This window comes from Variovorax sp. OK212, assembly GCF_900112425.1.
In the GTDB taxonomy this organism is placed as follows: domain Bacteria; phylum Pseudomonadota; class Gammaproteobacteria; order Burkholderiales; family Burkholderiaceae_C; genus Variovorax.
Genome location: NZ_FOLP01000027.1, coordinates 16,850 through 36,434 on the forward strand (window position 1 = coordinate 16,850; position 19,585 = coordinate 36,434).

Consider the following 19,585-nt stretch of genomic DNA (forward strand, 5'->3'; position numbering starts at 1 on the left):
CAGCGGGAGACGGAAAGGACACGCAATGCACGCACCGAGGATGCAACTGCTGCTCGCGCCGGCCCTTGGCCGGTCGATGTCACGCGCTCGGGCGGCCTGCGGCACGCCCGAAGGGGGAGGCCGCCGCCTGTTGCGCACGAGGGGGCCGGGGCACCGCGCCGGGTGCAGCCTGCTGCGCCTCCTGAGGGGCATCCTCGCCTGCCGCGCCCGACCGGGCCGCCCCCGCCCAGGGGTCGAGGGGGCCATACACCATACGCACCCACAGGGTGCCGACAAACCCGCATGGCGCCTCGATTCGGCGGTGTTACAGGCGCGTTGGCAGTGTGACGTGCTTCCAGTCCTTCCTCTGACGTCGCAGTCCGGGCGGTAACACATGGCCAAGTACGTCCCACTCAGGTTCAACGACGCCGAAGAGCGCGTTCTTCTTCGCCTCTTCGCTGCATCCGGAGACACCGCTCTCGGCACCCACATCAAGCGCATCTACTTCGATGCGTCGAATCCCAATACCGAGGCACTGCAGCGCTTCAGACACGAGCTCGAAGGCCTTCGCGAAAGCGTCGAGCGGTGGCAGGGCAGCAGCGCTGGTGGCGTTGACCCGCAACTGCTCGTGAGCCTGCTCTGCGGGATCTACCTGATGGTGCGCAAATCCGTCACCGAAGGTGTGCGTGCTCAGGCCGATCAGCTCGTCGACGCAACGGCTGTGGAGAATTACCTGAGGGGACGTTGATGATCGCTGGCCATCGAACGCCCGATCAGGCCTTGCGCGCCTGGCTGTCGTTGGCCGTCTTGGTGCTGGTCCTCTTCGGATGGCTCGTGGGTGCCGCTCTCTACTATCGGGTGCCCGATGTCCTGATCGTGCGCGGGATCTGGTTCGCGGCTCGCGCGACGCCCGGTGTCCCGGCGCTTTGGATCGGCCCGCTGTGTGGACTGCTCGCAGGGATCGCTGTCTTCGTGGTGGCCGTGCGCAGGTATGCCAATCACTTCGGTGGTGCTGTCTTCGTCGCCCGGCTGCGCGGGCCGCGCATGGTCAGCGAGCACGTCTTGGCGTCGATCACACGAGACAAGAAGGGCCAGCTTCGCTTTGCCGGCATTCCCGTTCCGCAGGCGGTCGAGAGTACGCAGTTCTTCATCGGGGGCTCGACCGGGACTGGCAAAAGCGTGTGCATCGCCGACTACATCGAAAGCGCGCGCGCCCGGGGCGACCGCCTCATCTGCATCGATCCGGATGGCGCTTCCATGCGGTTTTTCCATGCGCCCGGTGACAAGATCCTCAACCCTTTCGATAAGAGAAGCCAGGGCTGGAGCATCTTCAACGAGATTCGCACCAGCTTCGACTGCGAGCAGTACGCGATCAGCCTGATTCCGCGCAGCCCCTCCACCGAGCAGGAAACGTGGAACAGCATGGGAAGAACCGTCGTGAGCGAAACGCTCGCGGTCCTGCTGCGCCAAGGCCAGGGAACCACCGAGCGCTTGGTGCATTGGCTGACGACGGCGAGCAACGAAGATCTCAGAGCGTTGCTCGCCGGGACGCCCGCGGCAGGTTGTTTTCACGGGGCGACAGAGACGCTCGCGAGCATCCGCACCGTGCTCACGCAGTACATCACGCCTCACAAGCACTTGCCGTCTGGCGACTTTTCATTTCGGGACTGGCTCGATGACGGGCAGGGGAGCTTGTGGATCACCTGGCGTGAAGACATGCTGCAGGCGCTCAAGCCGCTGATCTCCTGCTGGGTCGATGTCACGTGCGCCAGCGTGCTCTCGATGCCCGAAGATCCCGCGCGGCGCATGCATCTCGTGTGTGACGAACTCGACTCGCTCGAGAAGCTCAACTACATCGTCGATGCGGCCACCAAGGGGCGCAAGAAGGGACTGCGCATCGTGCCTGGTGTGCAGTCGCTCGCGCAGCTCAACAACACGTACGGCAGGAACGATGCGCTCACCTTGCGCAATTGCTTTCGAAGCGCATTCCTGTGCGGGATCGGCGAACTGGACACTTACACGGCCGAGGAATTCTCCCGTGCCCTTGGCGAACATACCGTGCTACGGCGCGCGCCCAGCTTGTCGCTGGGCAGCGCAGGCGGCAAAGGTACGGTCTCTCACCGTCAGGACACAGAGCGCATGGTATCGCCGGCAGAATTCCATCTGCTGCCCAACCTGACGGGCTACGTGAAGCTGGCGGGCGACTACCCGCTCGCGCGCGTGAGCATGAAATACAAGGCCCGGCAGGCAGTCGTGCCGCCCATTGTGCTGGCCGATGTTTTCCAGGGCGAGCCTGACGCGCAAAGCACGCTGTTCGCCGCGAACGACGAGACTTCTGCCTGAGGAGACGCGCATGCTCTCGTTCAAATTCGTGGCGAACGCTGCAGGCGCGGCGCACTATTTCGAGACCTCCGATGACTACTACGGCAAGGAAGGCCATCGCGGCGAGTGGATGGGAGCCGGCGCTGCAGCGCTGGGGCTCGGAGAGCGCGAAGGCGTCGAGCGGGAGGCGTTCCAGCAACTGCTCGACGGACATCTCCCAGACGGACAGCGCGTCCGCGCGAGCCGCACCCGCGCCGCGAAGGACCGCAAGGGAATCGATTTCACATTCAGTGCACCCAAGTCGGTGAGCATCCAGGCGCTGCTGATGGGGGATTCGCGCGTCATCGCGGCGCACGATGCAGCGGTGCGGGAAAGCCTGCAGCTGCTGCAGACATTCGCCGCGGCGCGCCGCAAGGAGCGCGGCCTGTCGTTTCGCGAGCAAACAGGCATCCTCGTGGCCGCGGCGTTTCGCCATGAACTGTCACGCGCCCAGGATCCGCAATTGCACACGCATGCGATCGTGATGAATCTCACGCGACGTGCGGACGGCCAGTGGCGTGCCCTGTCCAACGAGGACCTGTTGCGCAACGTGCGGATGGTCGGCGCGTTCTACCGAGCTACGCTGGCAACGCACCTGCGTCGGCTGGATTTCGATCTGCGCGAGACCAGCAAGGGCGGCTGGGAGCTCGCCCACATTCCTGACGCCGCGGTACGGCTTTTCAGCCAGCGCAGCAAGGAGATCGAAAGGCTGTTGGCGGCCAGTGGCCATGATCGCAGCCACGCCAGTTCCGCGCAAAAACAGGTCATCGCGCTGGCCTCGCGCCCCAGGAAGACGGAGGCTGACCGCGCCTGGCTGCACGCGCATTGGCTGGACACGGCGAGGGAGGCGGGGCTGGATTTGGCCGTGCAAGGTGCTTTTGCGGCGGCGGCTCGACGCAGCGCCCGCCGTCTGGGCAGGGCGCTGCACCAGGCGACGGTCATGAACGCCGAAGCGACAGCGAGGGCCGACGCCGCGATCGATTTTGCAATCGCTCATCTTGCGGAGCGACAGGGTGTCTTCTCTCGCGCGGAACTGCTCGAAGTGGCGTACGGTCGTGCGGCGGCCCACGCTGCGCCCAGCGCCGTGGATGCGGCCCTTGGGCGCGCTCGGTGCGACGGCCGGCTTGTGCCTGAACTCGCGCTGTACCAGACGGCGCGTTCGCTCAACATGTCCGCCTCCGCGATCGCAAAGGATCCGCAGGCCAGTCGCTTCAAGGCCCACGACGACGCGGAGAAGCTCACTCGAAGCTCATGGATTGCGCTGACGATGGCGGCGCGCGGGCAGACGCACACGCAAGCCCAAAGCGCCGTGGACGCAGCCATCCAGCGCGGCGCCCTCGTGGCCTCCGAGCCGCGCTTCGCCACACCCGCTGCGCGTCGCAGCGAGCTGCACCTTCTTGCAATCGAGCGCGCCGGCAGGGGCGCCGTGCCAGCGGTCTCGTCCCCCAGCGCCGTGAACCGGCTGCTGACAGGCAGTGACCTCAACAAGGGGCAGCGCGAGGCGGTGGCCATGGTTCTTTCGTCGAACGATCGGTTCGTCGGCATCCAGGGCCTGGCCGGCACAGGCAAGAGCCACATGCTCAGCAAAGCCGTGCAGGGTATCCGCGCAGAAGCCGCGCGATTGTCACTGCTGCGCGGCTACCACGTCGTGGGCGTTGCGCCCTACGCCTCTCAAAACAGAGCGTTGGAGGCGCTCGGGATGGAGTCACAGACGCTGGCCTCGCTGCTCGCGCGCAAGGGCCAGCAGGAGCGGCTTGGCGCGCGAAGCATCGTGTTCCTCGATGAAGCGGGTGTTGTGCCTGCGCACCAGCTCGAGCATCTGATGGCCATCATCGAGCGCCAGAATGCGCGTCTGGTCTTGACCGGGGATCGGCATCAGACGCATGCGGTGGAGGCTGGCAAGCCATTCGAACAGCTTCAGGACGCCGGGATGACGAGGGCTTTCCTGAGCGAGGTGGTCCGGCAGAAGAACGAATCGATCCGGGCCGCCGTCGTGCATGCGGCGCGGCGTGAGGTGCCATTGTCCGTGGCGCTGCTGCGCCATGCGGTGGTCGAGGAACGCGAGGACGCCCGCAGGCACGGCATGGTCGCCCAAGCCTACCTGCGGCTGGAACCGCGCGAGCGTGATGACACCTTGATCGTGGCCGGAACCAACGACGCACGCCGCAGCATCAATGCGCTGGTGCGCACAGGGCTCGACCTGTACGGCGGACAACGCGTTCGGGTGCTTGAACCGGTAGACATGACCCGTGCCGAGCTCAAGTCAGCGCAGAGCTACGACATCGGGCAGGTCATCGTGCCGCAGCGCAGCTACGGGACGCAACTGCGCAAGGGCGAGCAGCTGCGAGTCGTTGGCTTCGATCGCCAGGCAGGGCGCGACTGCCTGAGCGTGCAACGCGAGGACGGCGTGGCGGTTTCCTTCGATCCGTCGAGGCGATCGGTGTTGCGCGTCTATCGGCCGGACACGGTGGACATCGCGCCGGGGGACTGGGTGAGAGTCACGGCCAATGATCCGGTGGTGGGCGTGCGCAACGGCGAGCGCTTTCGCGTGGTCGCGGTGGACGGGAGCACCGTCACTCTGGGCGGGCAGGATGCGCGCTTTCGCTTGGATCGCGCGCGCGCGCTGCATCTTCAGCATGCGTACGCCAGCACCGTTCATTCCGCCCAAGGCCTGACAAGTGCACGCGTGCTCGTGGACGCCAACACACGCAGCCTGTCGAGCAATCGCGCAGTCTTCTACGTCGCGATTTCCCGTGCGCGTCACCATGTCACCCTCTTTACCGACGACGCGTCGAAGCTAGCGAGTGCAATGAGTCGAGAGCCCAAGAAATTCGCCGCACTCGAGCTGAGAGACGACCGCCGCGAATCTGACCTTCTGAACGGCCGGCTGGCGCGGTTGCCATCGGGTGCTCGTGCAGCGAAACTGGCGGCAAACCTCAAGCCGCGTGAGGGTTCGCGGGGCGCGCCCGTTCGGGACAACGCCTTACGTGCGGTGCGCTGAGACGTCCGCCGAGTGCTCTGCTGCGGGGTTAGAAACCGCTTTGAAGAGCGGATACGAGCAGCGGCAGTTGGACCGGCTTTTCCAGAAACTGGGCACGATGCCTCGCCACGGCGTCCGCCAGATCGGCGAGGTCTTGGGACGCGCCAGTCATCCGGGAACCCAGCAGCACGAGCGCGCACGGTGCCTTGTGCGTCCGAAGGGCCGCCAGCAACGCAGGATCCTGACCACGGGCTGAGGACCAGTCGATGACATATCCGTCAAATGCAGCTTGCGCCGCGGCCGCGAGGAGTTCGGTGCTCGCGCTGAATGGGCATGCATCCAGCCCAGCGCGGGCGAGTTGCTCGCACAGTGCCTTTGCGGATCGGGGGTTGGTGTCGAATACCGCCACACGCTTGGCGGCGGGACGCACAGACTGGTCGATCGCCATGCGCGTGATCCGCAGTGCGTGCGCTGGCGGCGCTGACTGTGCGGGCATCACCACGTAACTCCCTCCCATCGGCAGGGCGACGAAAAGGTCATCGGGCGAGGGCTTCCCCTCCGGCCCGAGCCAGATCCGACAAGCGGCGTTCGAGGCGCCCACGCACAGCGTGGCATCGACGCCCTTGGTGGAATCCACAGGACCATCGTCGGCGCGTGATGACGCAGGCGCGACGACGTGGCCGAGCGTCTCGCCGAAATGTTCAGCGAGTGCATGAAGTTCCTCGAGCGTCCAAGCCGTGCTCTTGCTGACACGCTGATGGGCCGCCGCACGTGAGAGGTCGAAGAACTCGCCCACAAAGGCCGAGTGCCGGTGCTTGGGGACACCGTGCCGCTCCAAAAGCGCCCGGACGGCCTGTGCGCCGCGCGACACGTTGTCGTCGTCAGAAGAGGAGTTCGTCATTCATATTGTTCCGAGACGTAACCAATGCTTTTCAAGACGATGTCAAGGCAGTAGTCTTGCAAAACAAGACATTCAAGATGAGTGTCTTCTACAAGTGTACTTCTAGTCGCCTATGCTCCTTTTCGGAGCGCGGGAGAACTTCAGCATGGACGGTTTCGCGCTGCTCGACCAATGTGCTCCGCTTGTCGCAACGTCACTGATGCGAGCGCTCGTGCACGTCGAATCGTCCTGGCGACCTTTCGCCATTGGCATGGATGCGGGCGCGGCGCCTGTGAGCCAGCCCGACACCCTGACGCAAGCGGTAGCCCAGGCCAAGGCGCTCGTCAAAACGGGCCGGCGCTTCTCGGTAGGGTTGGCCCAGATCCACGCTCGCAACGTGGCGCGCTTCGGGATGTCTTGGGAGGACGCGTTCGATCCCTGCACGAATCTTCGCGCGGGGCAGGAGATTCTTCGCGGCTTCTATGGCCATGCGCGAGCCGCCGGGTACACCGGAGATGGCGCCGTCCGGGCGGCGCTGCGGGGATACAACGCCGGAGACATCGGGCGAGGCGTGGCGAACGGCTACGCAAGCCGTGTGATCGGATACGCGCAAGGCGGCGCAGTCGCGCGGTCACGCGCGGCTGACGCGCAAGGCACCCTTGCTTCTGCATCGCCCGTCTCGCTTCAGATGACGACTTCGGCGTTGCGCGCGGACCGCACTGAGAAGTCATCGACGTCAGAGGAAACACTGGACATCTTCGAGCAAAAGCCGGCTGTCCAAGGCTTCTAGCCTGGCGTGACTCAACGTGACATCCCACGAGATGGAGCCTCTTATGAAGTCAGCCAGACGGTCAATTACCCAGTCTCAAACTCCGGACCTCCTCGTCGGAGGGTCCTTGCGGCGCATGTGCGCTTTGGTCGTCGCACTGACCACGCTGGATCCAGCCCTTGCGCAAAGCCTCAAACAGGCGGGCGTCAATATCTTCACCGCGATCTACGGCGTCGTCGGTGTCATCGGCGCCATCGCCTGTCTGGTCACGCTGCTGAACTGGGTCACCGGCAACTGGCTGGGCCGAGAGGATCCAAAGAAGATCTTCTTTCAGGCATTGTTGGGCACAGCGCTGGCATTCGGTGTGGTGGCGATCATCCAGTTCGTCAAGGATGCGGTGGGAGGCTCTGCCTCCGGCATCTCGAGCCTCTGAGGTCAGCACATGGCCGACCCACGCCACGACGAGCCGCCGCTGGAGCGGGTGACGGTGTATCGCGGGCCACAGGTGCCCGTTCTGCAGGCCTACGTCCCGCTGCCGGTCTTCGGCATCGAATGCATGGTGTTGCTTCTGGCTGTTCGCCTTGTGGGGTTCTGGAGTCTGCTGCTGCTGCCCTTACACCTGATTTTGGTGTTGCGCACGAACGAGAACCCGTTCTGGGTTCGGGATCTGACAGCCAGCTATCGGTACCGCTGGTTTGCCACCAACCGGCGGCGCGGCGTGGACGGCGCCGTCGTGTTCACGCCTCATCTGAGCCGTCGCGAGGTGCACTGATGCGCACGACTACTGCCTCTCGCGCAGAACGCAGCGTGGCCAGTTGCCTGCCCTACTCGCAGCAGATCGACGACCACACCGTCATCACCTATGAGGGAGACCTGACACAGACGATCTCGGTGCAGGGGATCGCCTTCGAGACCATGGGGCACAAGGAGCTCGACAACCTGAACCAACAATGGTTGGCCGCCATCAACACCATGGCACGAAGTCCGCATGTCGCGCTGTGGACCCATGTGGAGCGCCGCCGGGTGCATGTCGACCTCTCCGGCCTGGAGTATGACAACGGCCTGTCGCGCGAGTTCGCGCAGCAGTACGCGGCGAAGTTCGAGGGTGAGCGGCTGTTCACCAACCAACTCTTCGTGTCACCCGTCTACCGGATTGCCGCCAACCGCGCCGATCGGCTCGGTCTTCGCCTTTCGCAAAGTGGCGGTGAATCCATGGTGCATCTGAGGCGGGGTGCGCGCGAGGATCTGGCGCGACTGTCAGCCCAACTCGTGGCCAGCCTGAGGCGCTATCACCCTCGGCTGTTGGGCACGTACGAAATCGATCATCAGGCGTGCTCGCGCGCGGCGCAGTTCTATGGCCGACTGGCACACCACGTCGAGCGGCATGTGCGGCTGGACGCCTGCGAACTCAGCCACAAGCTGCAGGCGGGCGCGCTCAATTTCGGTGCCGAAACGGTGGAGATCGAGGGCGCCTCCAGCTCGCAATTGGCAGCCTGCCTGACGCTCGTCGCGCCGTACCGCGTCGAGCAGCTGGATGTCAAGGTGTTCGACGGTCTTCTCGCGGCCCCCTTCGAATTCGTGCTGAGCCAATCCGTGACCGTCATGGCCTTCGATCGCGCGGATGCCTTGCTGAAGTCCCAGTACAACCGCATCAAGAGCACGAGCGGCAACGAAGAGCAACTCGGCGAGGTCGCCGCAGCGCGAACCCAACTTCAGGCTGGCCGGTTCTCGATGTTCGACCATGAACTCGTTCTCGTCGTCTACGGCGAGACGATCAAGGAACTCAACCAGAACATCAACGCGGCCGTCACATTGCTGGACCAAAAGAGCATGTCGGTGTCGCGCGAACGGGGCGGGGCGCTGATCTGCACCTACTTCAGCATCCTGCCTGGGAACTTCAAGCATGGGCGCATTCGCGCGATGCCCATCAGCAGCAGGAACCTTTCCAAGCTTTTCCCGCTGCACAACCATCCCACTGGGAATGCACACGGCAGCCAGTGGGGCGCGCCGATTGCAGTGATGAAGACAGTGGCGGCAGGACCCTACTTCTTCAATTTTCATGTGAGCCGCGATCGGCTTCGCGAGCAGGGGGTGCATCTGGACTACGGCGACGAGACCGTCCCGGACGTCGACTCGGCTGGCGGCGCGAGAGCTGCGGGGACCCGACGCACCCAGCGAGCGCATCGCAAGGAACTGGGCAACTACAAGATCATTGGCCGCTCGGGCAGCGGAAAGACGGTGCTGAAGCTGGCTTTGCGCCTGCTCGCGAGAAAGCGCGCACGTGCCGACGGGAAGACCCTGAAGGTCTTCAGTTTCGACAAGGACTACGGCGAAGAGATCTGCATCCGTGCCATGGAAGGGCGGTACTTCCACATCGCAGCCGGAGAGCCGACGGGGATGAATCCGTTTTCGCTGCCGCCAACTGCCGAGAACCTTGCGGTCATTCTGAGCATCATGTCCTGGAATGCGCAGTTCGACGGCAAGTACCTCATGTCGCACCGTGACGAGGAAGACCTTCTGCGCAGCATCCGACAGGTCTATCAGCTGCCGCCGCACCAGCGTCGCTACGCGAGGGTGCGCGACGCGTTGCCAACGCATGAGGAGCACAGCCTCTATCAGGCGCTGGGTCGTTGGTGCGACGGCGGCGCCTTCGCATGGGTGCTGGACAACGCCGAGGACCGGTTCGACCTGCGCGGGTGCGACACCTTTGGCTTTGACATGACCAACTTCCTGGACATCGACGAGGCGCGCACGCCGATCCTTCGCTACCTGACGCACAAGATCACCCTGGAGGCTGCGGGCGCGCCGCACATCATCGATATCGCGGAGGCATGGCGGGCGTTGAAGGATCCACTCATGCAGCGCTTCATCGAGAACAAGGGCAAGACGATCCGCAAGGAGGATGGCGTCATCGGCCTGGACACCCAGGAGCCGAGCGACATCAGCCGTTCACCCCTGGGAAGCACGCTGTTGTCGCAATTTCCCACGCAGCTGCTCCTGCCCAACGGCGAAGCGGACCCGGCGGACTACATCGAAGGCCTGAAGCTCACGCCGCGAGAGTTCCAACTGATCAAGCACACCGAAGAGAACTCGGGACAGTTCCTCTTGAAAAAGGGCGCTGAATCGGTCCTCGCGAGGCTGGATCTCTCGGGCATGGAGGACATGCTCGCCGTGCTGTCCGCAAGCCTGGACAACGTCGAGGTGATGCGCGCCGTGATCGATGACGTCGGCCCCGATGCGGCGCGGTGGCTTCCCATCTTTCTTGAAAGGAGAGCGTGATGTCAATTTCCCGTGGTGTTCGGCGGCCCGTCCTTGCCGCCGCGGCGTGCCTGGGCCTGCTGCATGGCGTGCATGCCCAGGTCCCGGTGACGGTGACCAGCGACCTGCCCGCGGTCGTCAACCAGATCGAAACCATCGCCAAGTGGATGGAACAACTCAGTGCGATGGACAAGCAGCTCGATCAGATGAAGCAGCTCTACGGGACGCTGCAGGGGTCTCGCAACCTCGGCAGCCTTCTGAACAACGATCTGATCACCCAGTATCTGCCTGAAGACTATGCGGCTGCGGCACAGGCGATGCGCACCGGCGGCGGCGCCTTCTCGGGAGTCTCCGGCGCCATGCAGGACATTGTGCGCGCGAATCAACTTCGCTCGTGCGCCGAACTCAACGCCGACGGCCCTTCGCGCGAGCGGTGCACCCAGCAATGGCAGCAACTCGCGCTGCAAAAGCAGATCGGCGATCTTGGCTACCGAAAGGCCGCACAGAACATCCGCAACCTTCAGACCTTCGTGAGCTCGATCAACGCCTCGACAGACCAGAAGGCCATCGCCGAGGTCCAGGCACGCATCCAGGTGGAGACGGTGCGCATGCAGAACGAGCAGATCAAGTTGTCCACGATCCAGGCGATGCAGGAGGCGGACCGGCAGCTTCGCCGTCAGGCCACTGTCGACGGGTTCAATGCCGGACTCGCCCGGGGTGCAGCCGGCGGCATCAGGTTTTGACGCCATGACCAGAACGATCTTGGCGCTCACCTGTAGCGCTGTGGCAGCTGTCCTGATGGGCTGCGAAAAGACAGATGAAGCAGTCGCCTTCGATGCACAGTTCGTGGCTGCTGAAGCAGACAAGGGCAACCTCGGCCCGATGGCTGAACTTGTGAAGGCATGCACCGCTGAGGTGTCCAAGAAGGGCCGGCGAGCGGAGTTCTGCGCCGTGCTGGATAAAGCGGGCTCGCTGCGCAAGCCACTCAACATCCGTTTCTAGGCAGAAATCCATATCGTCGGAGCAATGCATGTCCAACGAGATCATCATCGATATCTACACCAACTTCGAAAACGCCTTGAGCGGCTTCTACGAAGGTGCAGCGGCGGGCATTTCGGGATATGTCATCCCCGTCGCCTGGATCCTGCTGGGCATCTGCATGCTGATCTGGTGTTACCTGGTCATGGAGGGCAAGGTGGCCATTCCGGTGAGCGACTGGTTGCTCAAGTTCGTCGGCTTCATGCTGGTGCTCCATGTCATGGGAAACGGTTACCTGAGCTGGGTGGCCAGACCGATCTTCAACTTGCCGTCGGAACTGACAACGGCCGCCAACCATGCAGTGACCGATGCACCCAACCTGTTGGGCCAGGTAAACGAGAAGATCGTCAATCTCATCTCCAGCATGTTTGGGGCAGCGTCGCGACTTGCCCACGACTTTGCAATTGGGCCGGCGATTGCGGTATTTGTGCTCGCGGCGCTTGTCACCGTGGCGGCCTACATGCTGCTGGCAACGGCGCTGTTTGCTGTAATCTTTTCCAAGCTTGGATTGAGCCTGGTGCTCGCCGTAGGGCCCTTCTTCCTGTTGGCGCTGGTGCTGGCGCAGACGCGGAACTACTTCTTCTCCTGGGTCAGCACTGCCCTGTACTTCGTGTTCTACCACGTGTTCACGGCGCTGTTCGTGTTCATGTTCATCGGGATACTCAACGGCTATCTGACCAAGCTCACCACGCAGTTGGGCGGGGCGGGCGACGGCGGCATTCAGAACGTGGCGAGCAGTCTTGCCGGAGCGAGTGGCGCTGGTGAAGGCCTTAACGTGGTGGCCGTCTGCGTTCCGATCATCCTGATTTCCCTGGCGATGTTCTGCATGTTCCTGCAGATACCTTCTATCTGCGCGTCCATGACCGGCGGCAGCGGCGGATCGTTCTTCAGCGGGCTCGGTGTGATCGCACGCGCGGGTTCGGGCCTGCGCAGGTCGAGGTAGGGCCATGACAGGCATGCCGATCCTTTGGCGGGTTGCGATGCTCTCGGTGCTTTTCGTGATGCTGGCCGGCTGCGCGGGTGCCACCGCGCCGCCGGGTTGGCCCACCGGCGAGGCACGTCCCATTAACTCGCCTGCCGGCGCGAAGGCCACGCGATGACTCGCAAGCAGACCTACTTCGACGCGGCGCTCGACTGGGACACGCAGCGCCGGGACGATCTGGAGCGCCGCGCCGCTCGCAGCACGGCCGTCGCCTGGGCCTGCGCGGTTCTTTGCGGCGTGAGTGTGCTCAGCGTGAGCATCCTGTTGCCGCTCAAGCAGTTCGTGCCCGCGGTGATCCGCGTGGACAACGCCACTGGTGCCTACGATGTGCAGGCGCCGGGGGAACTGGCGCATGTGGGTCTGGCACGCGACCAGAAAATCCTGCTGTCCGACGTGGCGCGGTACGTGCTCGCGCGCGAGGGCTTCACGCGCGGCGAAGCCGAGGCCAACTACAGGACCGCCTACCTGATGTCCTGCGGTCCTGTTCGCGCCGAGTGGGAGAACTTTTTCAATCCTCAGACCAACGCGCAGTCGCCCGTGAAGACCATGAGCGCGACCGATTCGGAGCGCGCCGAAATCCTGAACGTGACCTTTCTGCCGACCGACAGAGACGACCTGCGTGTCGCGCAGGTGCGTTTCGACAAGACGGTCAGCCGCGGTGTGGCGGCGCCGGTACGCACGCGGTACATCGCCACGCTGACGGTGCAGTATGACGCCGGCAACATTCCAGGGCAGATCAAGGATCTGCATGTCAACGCCTTCGGCTTTTGCGCGCTGAACTACCGGCGCGACCAGGAAGGCGCGGCACAGGTGCTGGCTTCGAGCGGCACTTCGGGCACGCCGCGGGACGCTGTCGTTGAGCCCGTGGCGTCGGTGCGGCCGGCGGGGCCGCGATGAACCGTCTCTTGTGTGCGTCGCTGCTCGTGGGGGCTGCGCTGGGCTGGCAGGGTGCGCGCGCGGAGATCGGTACGCGACCCTCCGCGCGTGATCCGCGAATCCAGACGGTGCGGCTCGCGGGCGACGACGTGGTGCGCATCTTCGCTGCCGAAGGCGTGGCGACGACCATCGAGCTGGCCCCCGGCGAGCAGATCACGAACTTCGCCATGGGCGACCGTGATGCGTGGCACGCCGCGGTCAACGGCAATCTCTTCCTGATCAAGCCCAAGGACGTCAGGGCCGACACGAACCTGACGCTGTTCACCCTTCGGCGCTCCTACCTCTTCGTTTTGCGCACCACCGGGCGTGGCGCCCGGAACGTGGCCTACTGGGTTCGCGTAGTGCATCCGGAAGAGGCAACCGGGGGTGGCGGTGACCGGGCGCAGGCCGAACGCGCGCAGGTGAGGCAGGACCTGGCCGGCGCCGCGTCCGATGGCACCCGCAATGATGACTACTGGATCGTGGGTTCGGCCGACTTGCAGCCGCTCGCGATGCACGACAACGGCCGCCAGACCTTCATGCGCTTCTCGGCGGCGAACGCGATGCCCGCCGCGTTCGTGGTCGAGCCCGATGGCAGCGAAAGCCTGGTGGATTTCCATGTCGAGGGCGACACGCTGGTGCTGCATCGCGTCGTGGAGCGCATCCTGTTGCGCCGGGGCAACCAGGTGGCCGGGATCACCAACCGATCGCCGAGGCACCCGATCGAGCCGATGTCCAGCGGCACCGCGAGCGGCAAGGTCCAGCGTGTGATCAAGGCGACAGGGGGCTGAGGGCATGTTTGAACGCAAGCACGAACAACCCGTCGCGGAGGAGGAGCGGGACGGCATCGCCGAGCCGGCGCGCGGCAACGCCCCGGGCCAGAAACTGATCTTGGTGGGGACGGCGTGCCTGGCCGCGCTTTTGATCCTTTTTGGCATCATGAGCCGCAACAACTTCTTCGGATGGTTCGGTGCACCCCGAGCCGGCCGCGGGGAAGTGGCAGTGGATGCGCGGCCGGTCGGTGTTCCGGAAGTCCCCGTGCCCCTGTCGCTGGCCGGACCGGCGGGCCAGTCGCCGTCGTATGTCGAGTGTCCGGATGGCGTGCGCTTGCCACTGGGGCTCGAGTGCCCGGCACCCCCTGTTGCTCCTGCGCCGTCGGGCGCCGCGTCCAGCGGCGAATCGCTGGCGCAGCGGGTGCGCGAGCGACGGCTCAAGGGCTCCATTACGCCGGGTGTCGGGGTCAGCGATGGCGCGGGTGCCACCATGGCGACGCGCACTGCAGCAGGGGACGCGCGCAGTACGCCGGCCCTTGCCGGCACGCTCGACGCGAGTGCCGGCGGCGCGGCGGTGCTGGGTCGTTCGCTCTCCGCCGCGGCCACCCCGGGGGCCAGCGCCACGCTGATCGCGAACCCGACGCTCACGCTGGGCAAGGGGTCTCTGCCCGATTGCACCTTGCTCACCGCGGTTCTCAGCGACCAGCCCGGCTTCCTCAAGTGCGTGCTGAGCGCGCCGGTGTATTCAATGGATGGCAAGGTCATCCTGATGGAGGCAGGTACCACGCTCGAAGGCGAGTACGCCCCGGGTGTGCAGGCTGGCCAGAGCACGATCTTCACGCTCTGGACGCGCGCGGTGACACCGCACTTTGTCGCGGTGCCGCTGAACTCCCCGGGCACCGACGCACTCGGGCGCTCGGGCACGCCTGGCCACATCGACAACAAGTGGTTCGAGCGCTTTGCGGGGGCGGTGTTCTTCTCGCTGTTCGAGGACGCCAAGCAGATCGCGATGGCCCGCGATGAGGCGCGCGCAGCGCAGCGCGCCAGCAGCCGTACGGGGGACACCTTCAACATCGGCACGCAGGGCACGCTTTCGCGACTGGGCAACACCGACAGCACGACCCAGTCGGTCGTGCAGGAGATGCTGCGCCAAGGCAGCGCGGTGCGGCCGAGCCTGACCAAGAACCAGGGCGAGGTGATCAAGATCTACGTTGCGCGTGATGTGGATTTTTCCGACGTGTACGAACTGCGCCCGGCGCGCGCACCATGAGCGAGACCGATCGCTATCTGTCGGTGCTCGTTCACCTGCGTGTCCTGGACGAATGGCTCCAGGCCACTGACGTCAACGAGGTCGCTGTCAACGCGCCCGGCGTGGTGCAGTTGTGGCGCGGCGGGGTATGGGAGGCGGTCGAGGCACCTGCGGTCTCGTTCGACTATCTGCAAACGCTCGGCAGCTTCCTGGCCAACATCTCCCGCAAGCCCTTCGACGAGGCGCATCCGGTGCTGTCCGCGCACCTGCCTGGCGGCGAGCGCGTGGAGATGACGATGCCGCCGACGGCCGCGCGCGGCATGATCTATCTGAACCTGCGCAAGCACACGAGCCAGCCGTTCGCACTCGCCCAGTTCTCCGAGCAGGGCTATTTCACGCAGACGCGGCATGTCTTCGCGCCGGCGCTGGGCGAGGAGGAGCGCATGCGGCTCGGCTCGGTGCTCGAGCCTGTGCAGCGCGAACGCTGGGCGCTCGCGTGCGCGGGAGACTGGCCGGCCTTCCTGGCCCACGCGGTGCGCGGGCGGGAGAACATCCTTGTGTCGGGCGCCACGGGCAGCGGCAAGACATCGTTCATCCGCGCGCTCATCGAACTCATCCCGAATTGGGAGCGGATCCTCACGGTCGAGGACACACCGGAGATGCCGCTGCACAACCACCCGAATTCGCAGGCACTGTTTTACCGCCGCGAGAGCCAGGGTGGGGAGCGCATGGTTGGGGCGAGCGCAAAGGAGGTGTTGCAGGCGGTCATGCGCAAGACACCGCACCGCGTGATGCTCGCCGAGCTGCGCGGCGACGAAACCTTCTACTACGTGCAGAACGTGCTCAACTCCGGCCACCCCGGCGGCATCACCACCGTCCACGCGAATTCACCGCGCGAGGCGTTCCTGCGGGTGGCCCTGCTCATCAAGGCGTCGGATGAAGGCCGAAGCCTCAGCCTCGAGGACATCCTGCGCCTGCTGCATATGCTGGTGCACGTCGTGGTGCAGATCGTGTTTGACCCGGCTGCCGGGCGGCATGTGCCTGCGGTTTACTACGACCCAATGCATGCGATGGCCTCGCTGCGGTGACATGTCCGAGCGTCGAGCAGTGGGCGCGAACTGGCTTCGAACGGTGCCCACTCGCCGTTCGAACACTTCGCGCATTGTGGGCGCCAAGACCAACGTCGGGCGAAGGGCTGCATTGGCTCCCGCCGGACATGCGGTCGCGATGGGTACTGAAGACGGGCAAGGAAAGCACTTTCCATCACGATGGCAGCCGCAGTCCGTTTGATCGAAGACGCGAGGAGTAACACGCTGTCCGCAGAGCGATCAAGGCGGAGTCCGGTGTTCAGCATACCGCCCCGAAACGACCTGTACGCACATGCGATGCGCCGCCGGCAACGGCCAGAACTGAATTGCCACTACGTCTCTAGGAAGCTTCGGCGAGCGTTTCCAGTCGATGGACCTGGCGACTGAGGGCGGGATGCGGAGCACGCGGCATTTCTCACCTGATGTCCGGGGTTGCATAGTGCGGCAGAACCTGAACGTGCTGGTGGGGTGCCGTTCCTTGCAGTAGTCCAGGACGGAAAGCCCGGAGCCATCGGAAAAGAAGAGGTCGAACACTGCCAGTTGCCATACGTTGCGATGGGCATCAAGCATCGTCTTTGCTTCAGCAACGATTCCGCCATGGCGCCCACGTTGTCGCCGGCCAGAGCGCACAAGGCCGGGATCAGACGGTTCGGATCGTTTGACTGTCTTCTACGAGAACGGTGGTAAGAGGCATGAAGACGGAACGGGTCAACCGATCAACGCGTGTCGAGCCTCTCTGTTGTGATGTGATTGACGCTGGCTTGAACGTCGGATCTACGCTGTTTCAGCGTCTCGCTTGTAGTCGCACGCCGCTTCCGCGACGCGATGAAAAACTCAGTGTTTGTCAGCGGCAGGCAAAGCCAGGTTGCTGCGGCTCTAGAGGCAGCTGAAGCTGGCTTGAAAGTCCGCCACATCGTGCATAGCCAAGCAGGGAGGCTCAGCGATGTGGCCGAGTCGTTGAAGCCAAGTGCCAGGGTGGCGCTCCAAGCGGATCTGCTCCGAAAGGAAGTGACAGATGTCGTCCGTCCCACGGATCAAGGAAGCCATTGCAGCCTATGGCATCACGCCGCAATTGCTTCATGACAAGCGCGCTGCGGTGCCCACCCAATCGGCAAAGTCGGGCAAGGCGCGCACGGCACAAATTCGGCGCAGCGCTGGCGCTGCCTACAGCGACGGCAGCGGAAATGTCTGGGGTGGGTGCGGACCCCGTCCGCGCTGGCTGCGCGACGCACTGGCTGGCGGTACACCGCTGGACGATTTTCGTTCGCGCTGAGCGTTGTCGTCCGATGGGCCTGGACGGCCGGATGGCTTGGCTGGAGCGGCTGCAAGTCGGTGGTTGATTATTCCGATGGTGGCGGTCGTTGAGTTTTCGCTTTCGTCCAAGGGGAAGAGGGCGCGCGTGATTCGGCCGCCCTGGGTCTTGATCATCGGCAGATGGCGCCCCGATCGCCGCTCTTCTGAAACCCCTCGGGCTCCAGCGACAGAAGTGTTCTACGCAGGGCAGGGCAGGGCAGTTGAGACGATACGCCGGCCTCAGCCCCGCCCTCCCGGTGAGCGACGCGCTACAAGCGCAACAACAAATACACTAACGGCACGCGGAAGTCGTCCCAAGACGGAATCCGCACATAAACACGAATTTCTTGCCGTTAGTGTATTTAGTAGCGTAGGTCTTCCCATTGCAGAGCGCCACAGGGTGTTGAACGTCATCCCGACATCGGTTCCCGCGGGAATTGCACATGGCTGCATTCCGGAGAATTGAACCAGCCCCGCGCCGAGGGCTGCATTCAACGAGGCCTCCAGACAGCCGTGCCCGGCAAGTCGGGCTTGGTCAAGGCGCCGAGGCCGTGTTCCAGGGCTTGATCGAGCGCACGCCCTCGGCCTGAAGCGCGCGGTCGACCACTGAAGGGAAGGGCGGCGGGCGCCCCCAAGCCCGCACTTCTCGGGAGTCTTTCCAGCGTCGCCATGACCTTGCGCGAGTTCGGCGCTCGCTGGGACCACACGGACAAGGTGTACTTCTTTGCGAGCTGGGCGTTGCTCGAAGCCGCACTCCAGCATCTGGTCGACAAGCGCGTCTGAGGCCGATGCTGCCTGCCCCCAGCGGGCTCAGCAAGGTTCAGCGAGGTTCAGCAAGGCCACTCGCATCGCGTTGCATGCTCATGGCCCGGCGCTCACAGCTTGCCCTGCGCGAGCAGCTCACGCGTGCGCTTCAGCGTCGACAGCAGGGCGCTTTTGTAGCCCTTGTCCGCACTGTCGAACTGCGCCTGCTCGGCCTGTTCCTCGGGGCCGCCAGGTTCCTTGCCGCGCAGGCCGATGTAGCAATAGAACCGAAGCTGCAGCTCGCCGGCCGCATCCTCGAACAGCTCGTTGACGATCGCGCTTTCGCGCGGACCGGTCGCCTGGAAGAAGGTGACCTTGCGCCGAGGCTCGAGCGTGATGATTTCGCGCAGCTCGGCTGCCGGCAATCGTGGCTTCGCGCACGAAGTGGGTGGTGCTCTTCAGCAGCGGGGACCTTCTCAACGATGCGACACGTGAAGTGGTCGGAACTGCCCAGTGGGCGCCACGCTCGCCGCGCTGACTCTTTCTTTCGGATCGTCGGCACCACGCGAGCATTCGCCCGCCGAGCCGTGAGCGTCCAGTCCGACCATCTTGAAAGCTGGCTCGGAGCATAGGAGCCTCGTGTCCACCTCAACTCTTGGTGGACACGTGAACACTATCTCTGCTCCACAAGCCGGCAGTGGCCGGCGGCGTCGCGTGCACAGTGACGAGTTCAAGGCCGGTGCGGTGGCGGCCTGCGCGCAGCCTGGCATGTCGATGGCCGCAGTGGCAATGGCCCACGGCATCAACGCCAACCTGCTGCGGCGATGGGTGCACGAGGCCGAGATGAAGCCAGGAAGCGAGGTCGTGCGCGCAAACGTCGTGGATGGAGCCAAGGCGCAAGAGCCCAAGACCGTCTTCGTGCCGGTCAGCTTGCCGGCACCGACTGTGGGTCACTTCCGGATGGAAATCAACAGATGAATGTCCGGTTCAGGCCTCCAAGCGTCATGGCAGCTCGAACGCGTAAGGCCGCCGCCATTTAGAACATGGCGGGAACGCTGGCGCGAGAGCCAAGGGAGATCTTCAGCGGCTTCTTCAGGTCGTCGCTTTCGAAGCCGGCGAGCGCCGCCACCTCGTCCAGATTAATACCGGCCTTTTGCAGGCCGTCGAGCATATTGAAGGAAGGCGGGCCAGCATCACGCAATGGGTCGAAGGGCCAGTTGCTTGCGGACCGATCATTGGCGCCCTTTGCCCGACCCTGTCATCAAACGCCGTACCT

19 protein-coding genes are annotated in these 19,585 nt (G+C 64.4%); 16 read left to right on the forward strand and 3 right to left on the reverse strand.

Annotated elements, in window-relative coordinates; all coding sequences use genetic code 11:
* Positions 1 to 373: 373 nt before the first annotated feature.
* Genes BM004_RS36405 through mobF form a run of 3 tightly spaced genes read left to right on the forward strand, consistent with a single transcriptional unit; the run spans position 374 to position 5,341 of the window.
* A complete protein-coding gene (locus BM004_RS36405) occupies positions 374 to 727 on the forward strand; it encodes a hypothetical protein (RefSeq protein WP_093221172.1) in 354 nt (117 codons plus the stop codon).
* The gene (locus tag BM004_RS36410) at positions 727 to 2,322 is read left to right on the forward strand and encodes a type IV secretion system DNA-binding domain-containing protein (RefSeq protein WP_093221291.1); all 1,596 of its coding nucleotides are present in this window, start codon (positions 727 to 729) and stop codon (positions 2,320 to 2,322) included. Before BM004_RS36405 ends, BM004_RS36410 begins: the two co-directional genes overlap by 1 nt.
* 10 nt (positions 2,323 to 2,332) lie before the next feature.
* A complete protein-coding gene (gene mobF, locus BM004_RS36415) occupies positions 2,333 to 5,341 on the forward strand; it encodes a MobF family relaxase (protein WP_177206731.1) in 3,009 nt (1,002 codons plus the stop codon).
* 28 nt (positions 5,342 to 5,369) lie between these two features.
* On the opposite strand, the gene BM004_RS36420 is transcribed toward mobF, so the two are convergent.
* On the reverse strand, positions 5,370 to 6,221 hold the full coding sequence (locus tag BM004_RS36420) for a helix-turn-helix domain-containing protein (RefSeq protein ID WP_093221177.1): 852 nt from the start codon (positions 6,219 to 6,221) through the stop codon (positions 5,370 to 5,372).
* A gap of 145 nt (positions 6,222 to 6,366) precedes the next feature.
* Between BM004_RS36420 and BM004_RS36425 the strand changes: the two genes are divergently transcribed.
* The 12 genes from BM004_RS36425 (at position 6,367) to BM004_RS36475 (ending at position 17,545) form a co-directional block, all read left to right on the forward strand.
* On the forward strand, positions 6,367 to 6,990 hold the full coding sequence (locus BM004_RS36425) for a lytic transglycosylase domain-containing protein (RefSeq protein WP_177206732.1): 624 nt from the start codon (positions 6,367 to 6,369) through the stop codon (positions 6,988 to 6,990).
* Between the two features lie 43 nt (positions 6,991 to 7,033).
* Positions 7,034 to 7,402, forward strand: a complete 369-nt coding sequence (locus BM004_RS36430; RefSeq protein WP_143072624.1) for a hypothetical protein — start codon at positions 7,034 to 7,036, stop codon at positions 7,400 to 7,402.
* 9 nt (positions 7,403 to 7,411) lie between these two features.
* Entirely contained in the window at positions 7,412 to 7,741 is a 330-nt protein-coding gene (locus BM004_RS41690) for a hypothetical protein (RefSeq protein ID WP_177206733.1), read from the forward strand.
* Positions 7,741 to 10,248, forward strand: a complete 2,508-nt coding sequence (locus BM004_RS36435; RefSeq protein WP_177206734.1) for a VirB4 family type IV secretion/conjugal transfer ATPase — start codon at positions 7,741 to 7,743, stop codon at positions 10,246 to 10,248. Before BM004_RS41690 ends, BM004_RS36435 begins: the two co-directional genes overlap by 1 nt.
* Entirely contained in the window at positions 10,248 to 10,970 is a 723-nt protein-coding gene (gene virB5, locus BM004_RS36440; RefSeq protein ID WP_093221186.1) for a P-type DNA transfer protein VirB5, read from the forward strand. The genes BM004_RS36435 and virB5 overlap by 1 nt, the downstream gene beginning before the upstream one ends.
* Before the next feature lie 4 nt (positions 10,971 to 10,974).
* Positions 10,975 to 11,229: a hypothetical protein gene (locus BM004_RS36445; RefSeq protein ID WP_093221189.1), complete on the forward strand. Its 255-nt coding sequence runs from the start codon at positions 10,975 to 10,977 to the stop codon at positions 11,227 to 11,229.
* Positions 11,230 to 11,257: 28 nt separating this feature from the next.
* Positions 11,258 to 12,208: a TrbL/VirB6 family protein gene (locus BM004_RS36450; protein ID WP_093221192.1), complete on the forward strand. Its 951-nt coding sequence runs from the start codon at positions 11,258 to 11,260 to the stop codon at positions 12,206 to 12,208.
* A 153-nt stretch (positions 12,209 to 12,361) separates the two neighbouring features.
* A complete protein-coding gene (locus BM004_RS36455; RefSeq protein ID WP_093221194.1) occupies positions 12,362 to 13,144 on the forward strand; it encodes a VirB8 family type IV secretion system protein in 783 nt (260 codons plus the stop codon).
* On the forward strand, positions 13,141 to 13,953 hold the full coding sequence (locus BM004_RS36460; RefSeq protein ID WP_093221197.1) for a TrbG/VirB9 family P-type conjugative transfer protein: 813 nt from the start codon (positions 13,141 to 13,143) through the stop codon (positions 13,951 to 13,953). Before BM004_RS36455 ends, BM004_RS36460 begins: the two co-directional genes overlap by 4 nt.
* 4 nt (positions 13,954 to 13,957) lie before the next feature.
* On the forward strand, positions 13,958 to 15,205 hold the full coding sequence (locus BM004_RS36465) for a TrbI/VirB10 family protein (protein ID WP_093221201.1): 1,248 nt from the start codon (positions 13,958 to 13,960) through the stop codon (positions 15,203 to 15,205).
* Positions 15,202 to 16,272, forward strand: a complete 1,071-nt coding sequence (virB11, locus tag BM004_RS36470; RefSeq protein WP_093221204.1) for a P-type DNA transfer ATPase VirB11 — start codon at positions 15,202 to 15,204, stop codon at positions 16,270 to 16,272. The genes BM004_RS36465 and virB11 overlap by 4 nt, the downstream gene beginning before the upstream one ends.
* Positions 16,273 to 17,287: 1,015 nt before the next feature.
* Complete coding sequence (locus BM004_RS36475) at positions 17,288 to 17,545, forward strand: H-NS family nucleoid-associated regulatory protein (RefSeq protein ID WP_093221206.1); 258 nt, start codon at positions 17,288 to 17,290, stop codon at positions 17,543 to 17,545.
* A gap of 895 nt (positions 17,546 to 18,440) precedes the next feature.
* On the opposite strand, the gene BM004_RS36480 is transcribed toward BM004_RS36475, so the two are convergent.
* Positions 18,441 to 18,734 (reverse strand): AtaL-like protein, encoded by a 294-nt coding sequence (locus tag BM004_RS36480; protein ID WP_256220224.1) that lies wholly within the window; start codon positions 18,732 to 18,734, stop codon positions 18,441 to 18,443.
* A 289-nt stretch (positions 18,735 to 19,023) separates the two neighbouring features.
* On the opposite strand from BM004_RS36480, the gene BM004_RS36485 reads away from it, so the two are divergent.
* Positions 19,024 to 19,287: a transposase gene (locus tag BM004_RS36485; RefSeq protein ID WP_177206735.1), complete on the forward strand. Its 264-nt coding sequence runs from the start codon at positions 19,024 to 19,026 to the stop codon at positions 19,285 to 19,287.
* Positions 19,288 to 19,345: 58 nt separating this feature from the next.
* Here the strand turns inward: BM004_RS36485 and BM004_RS42210 are convergent, their stop codons facing one another.
* Entirely contained in the window at positions 19,346 to 19,480 is a 135-nt protein-coding gene (locus BM004_RS42210) for a hypothetical protein (RefSeq protein ID WP_256220225.1), read from the reverse strand.
* Positions 19,481 to 19,585: the final 105 nt, after the last annotated feature.

Coding starts and splice junctions, on each gene's coding strand:
- BM004_RS36405 (WP_093221172.1), top strand. CDS start 374: ATGGCCAAGTACGTCCCACTCAGGTTCAACGACGCCGAAGAGCGCGTT.
- BM004_RS36410 (WP_093221291.1), top strand. CDS start 727: ATGATCGCTGGCCATCGAACGCCCGATCAGGCCTTGCGCGCCTGGCTG.
- mobF (WP_177206731.1), top strand. CDS start 2,333: ATGCTCTCGTTCAAATTCGTGGCGAACGCTGCAGGCGCGGCGCACTAT.
- BM004_RS36420 (WP_093221177.1), bottom strand. CDS start 6,221: ATGACGAACTCCTCTTCTGACGACGACAACGTGTCGCGCGGCGCACAG.
- BM004_RS36425 (WP_177206732.1), top strand. CDS start 6,367: ATGGACGGTTTCGCGCTGCTCGACCAATGTGCTCCGCTTGTCGCAACG.
- BM004_RS36430 (WP_143072624.1), top strand. CDS start 7,034: ATGAAGTCAGCCAGACGGTCAATTACCCAGTCTCAAACTCCGGACCTC.
- BM004_RS41690 (WP_177206733.1), top strand. CDS start 7,412: ATGGCCGACCCACGCCACGACGAGCCGCCGCTGGAGCGGGTGACGGTG.
- BM004_RS36435 (WP_177206734.1), top strand. CDS start 7,741: ATGCGCACGACTACTGCCTCTCGCGCAGAACGCAGCGTGGCCAGTTGC.
- virB5 (WP_093221186.1), top strand. CDS start 10,248: ATGTCAATTTCCCGTGGTGTTCGGCGGCCCGTCCTTGCCGCCGCGGCG.
- BM004_RS36445 (WP_093221189.1), top strand. CDS start 10,975: ATGACCAGAACGATCTTGGCGCTCACCTGTAGCGCTGTGGCAGCTGTC.
- BM004_RS36450 (WP_093221192.1), top strand. CDS start 11,258: ATGTCCAACGAGATCATCATCGATATCTACACCAACTTCGAAAACGCC.
- BM004_RS36455 (WP_093221194.1), top strand. CDS start 12,362: ATGACTCGCAAGCAGACCTACTTCGACGCGGCGCTCGACTGGGACACG.
- BM004_RS36460 (WP_093221197.1), top strand. CDS start 13,141: ATGAACCGTCTCTTGTGTGCGTCGCTGCTCGTGGGGGCTGCGCTGGGC.
- BM004_RS36465 (WP_093221201.1), top strand. CDS start 13,958: ATGTTTGAACGCAAGCACGAACAACCCGTCGCGGAGGAGGAGCGGGAC.
- virB11 (WP_093221204.1), top strand. CDS start 15,202: ATGAGCGAGACCGATCGCTATCTGTCGGTGCTCGTTCACCTGCGTGTC.
- BM004_RS36475 (WP_093221206.1), top strand. CDS start 17,288: ATGTCGTCCGTCCCACGGATCAAGGAAGCCATTGCAGCCTATGGCATC.
- BM004_RS42210 (WP_256220225.1), bottom strand. CDS start 19,480: ATGCTCGACGGCCTGCAAAAGGCCGGTATTAATCTGGACGAGGTGGCG.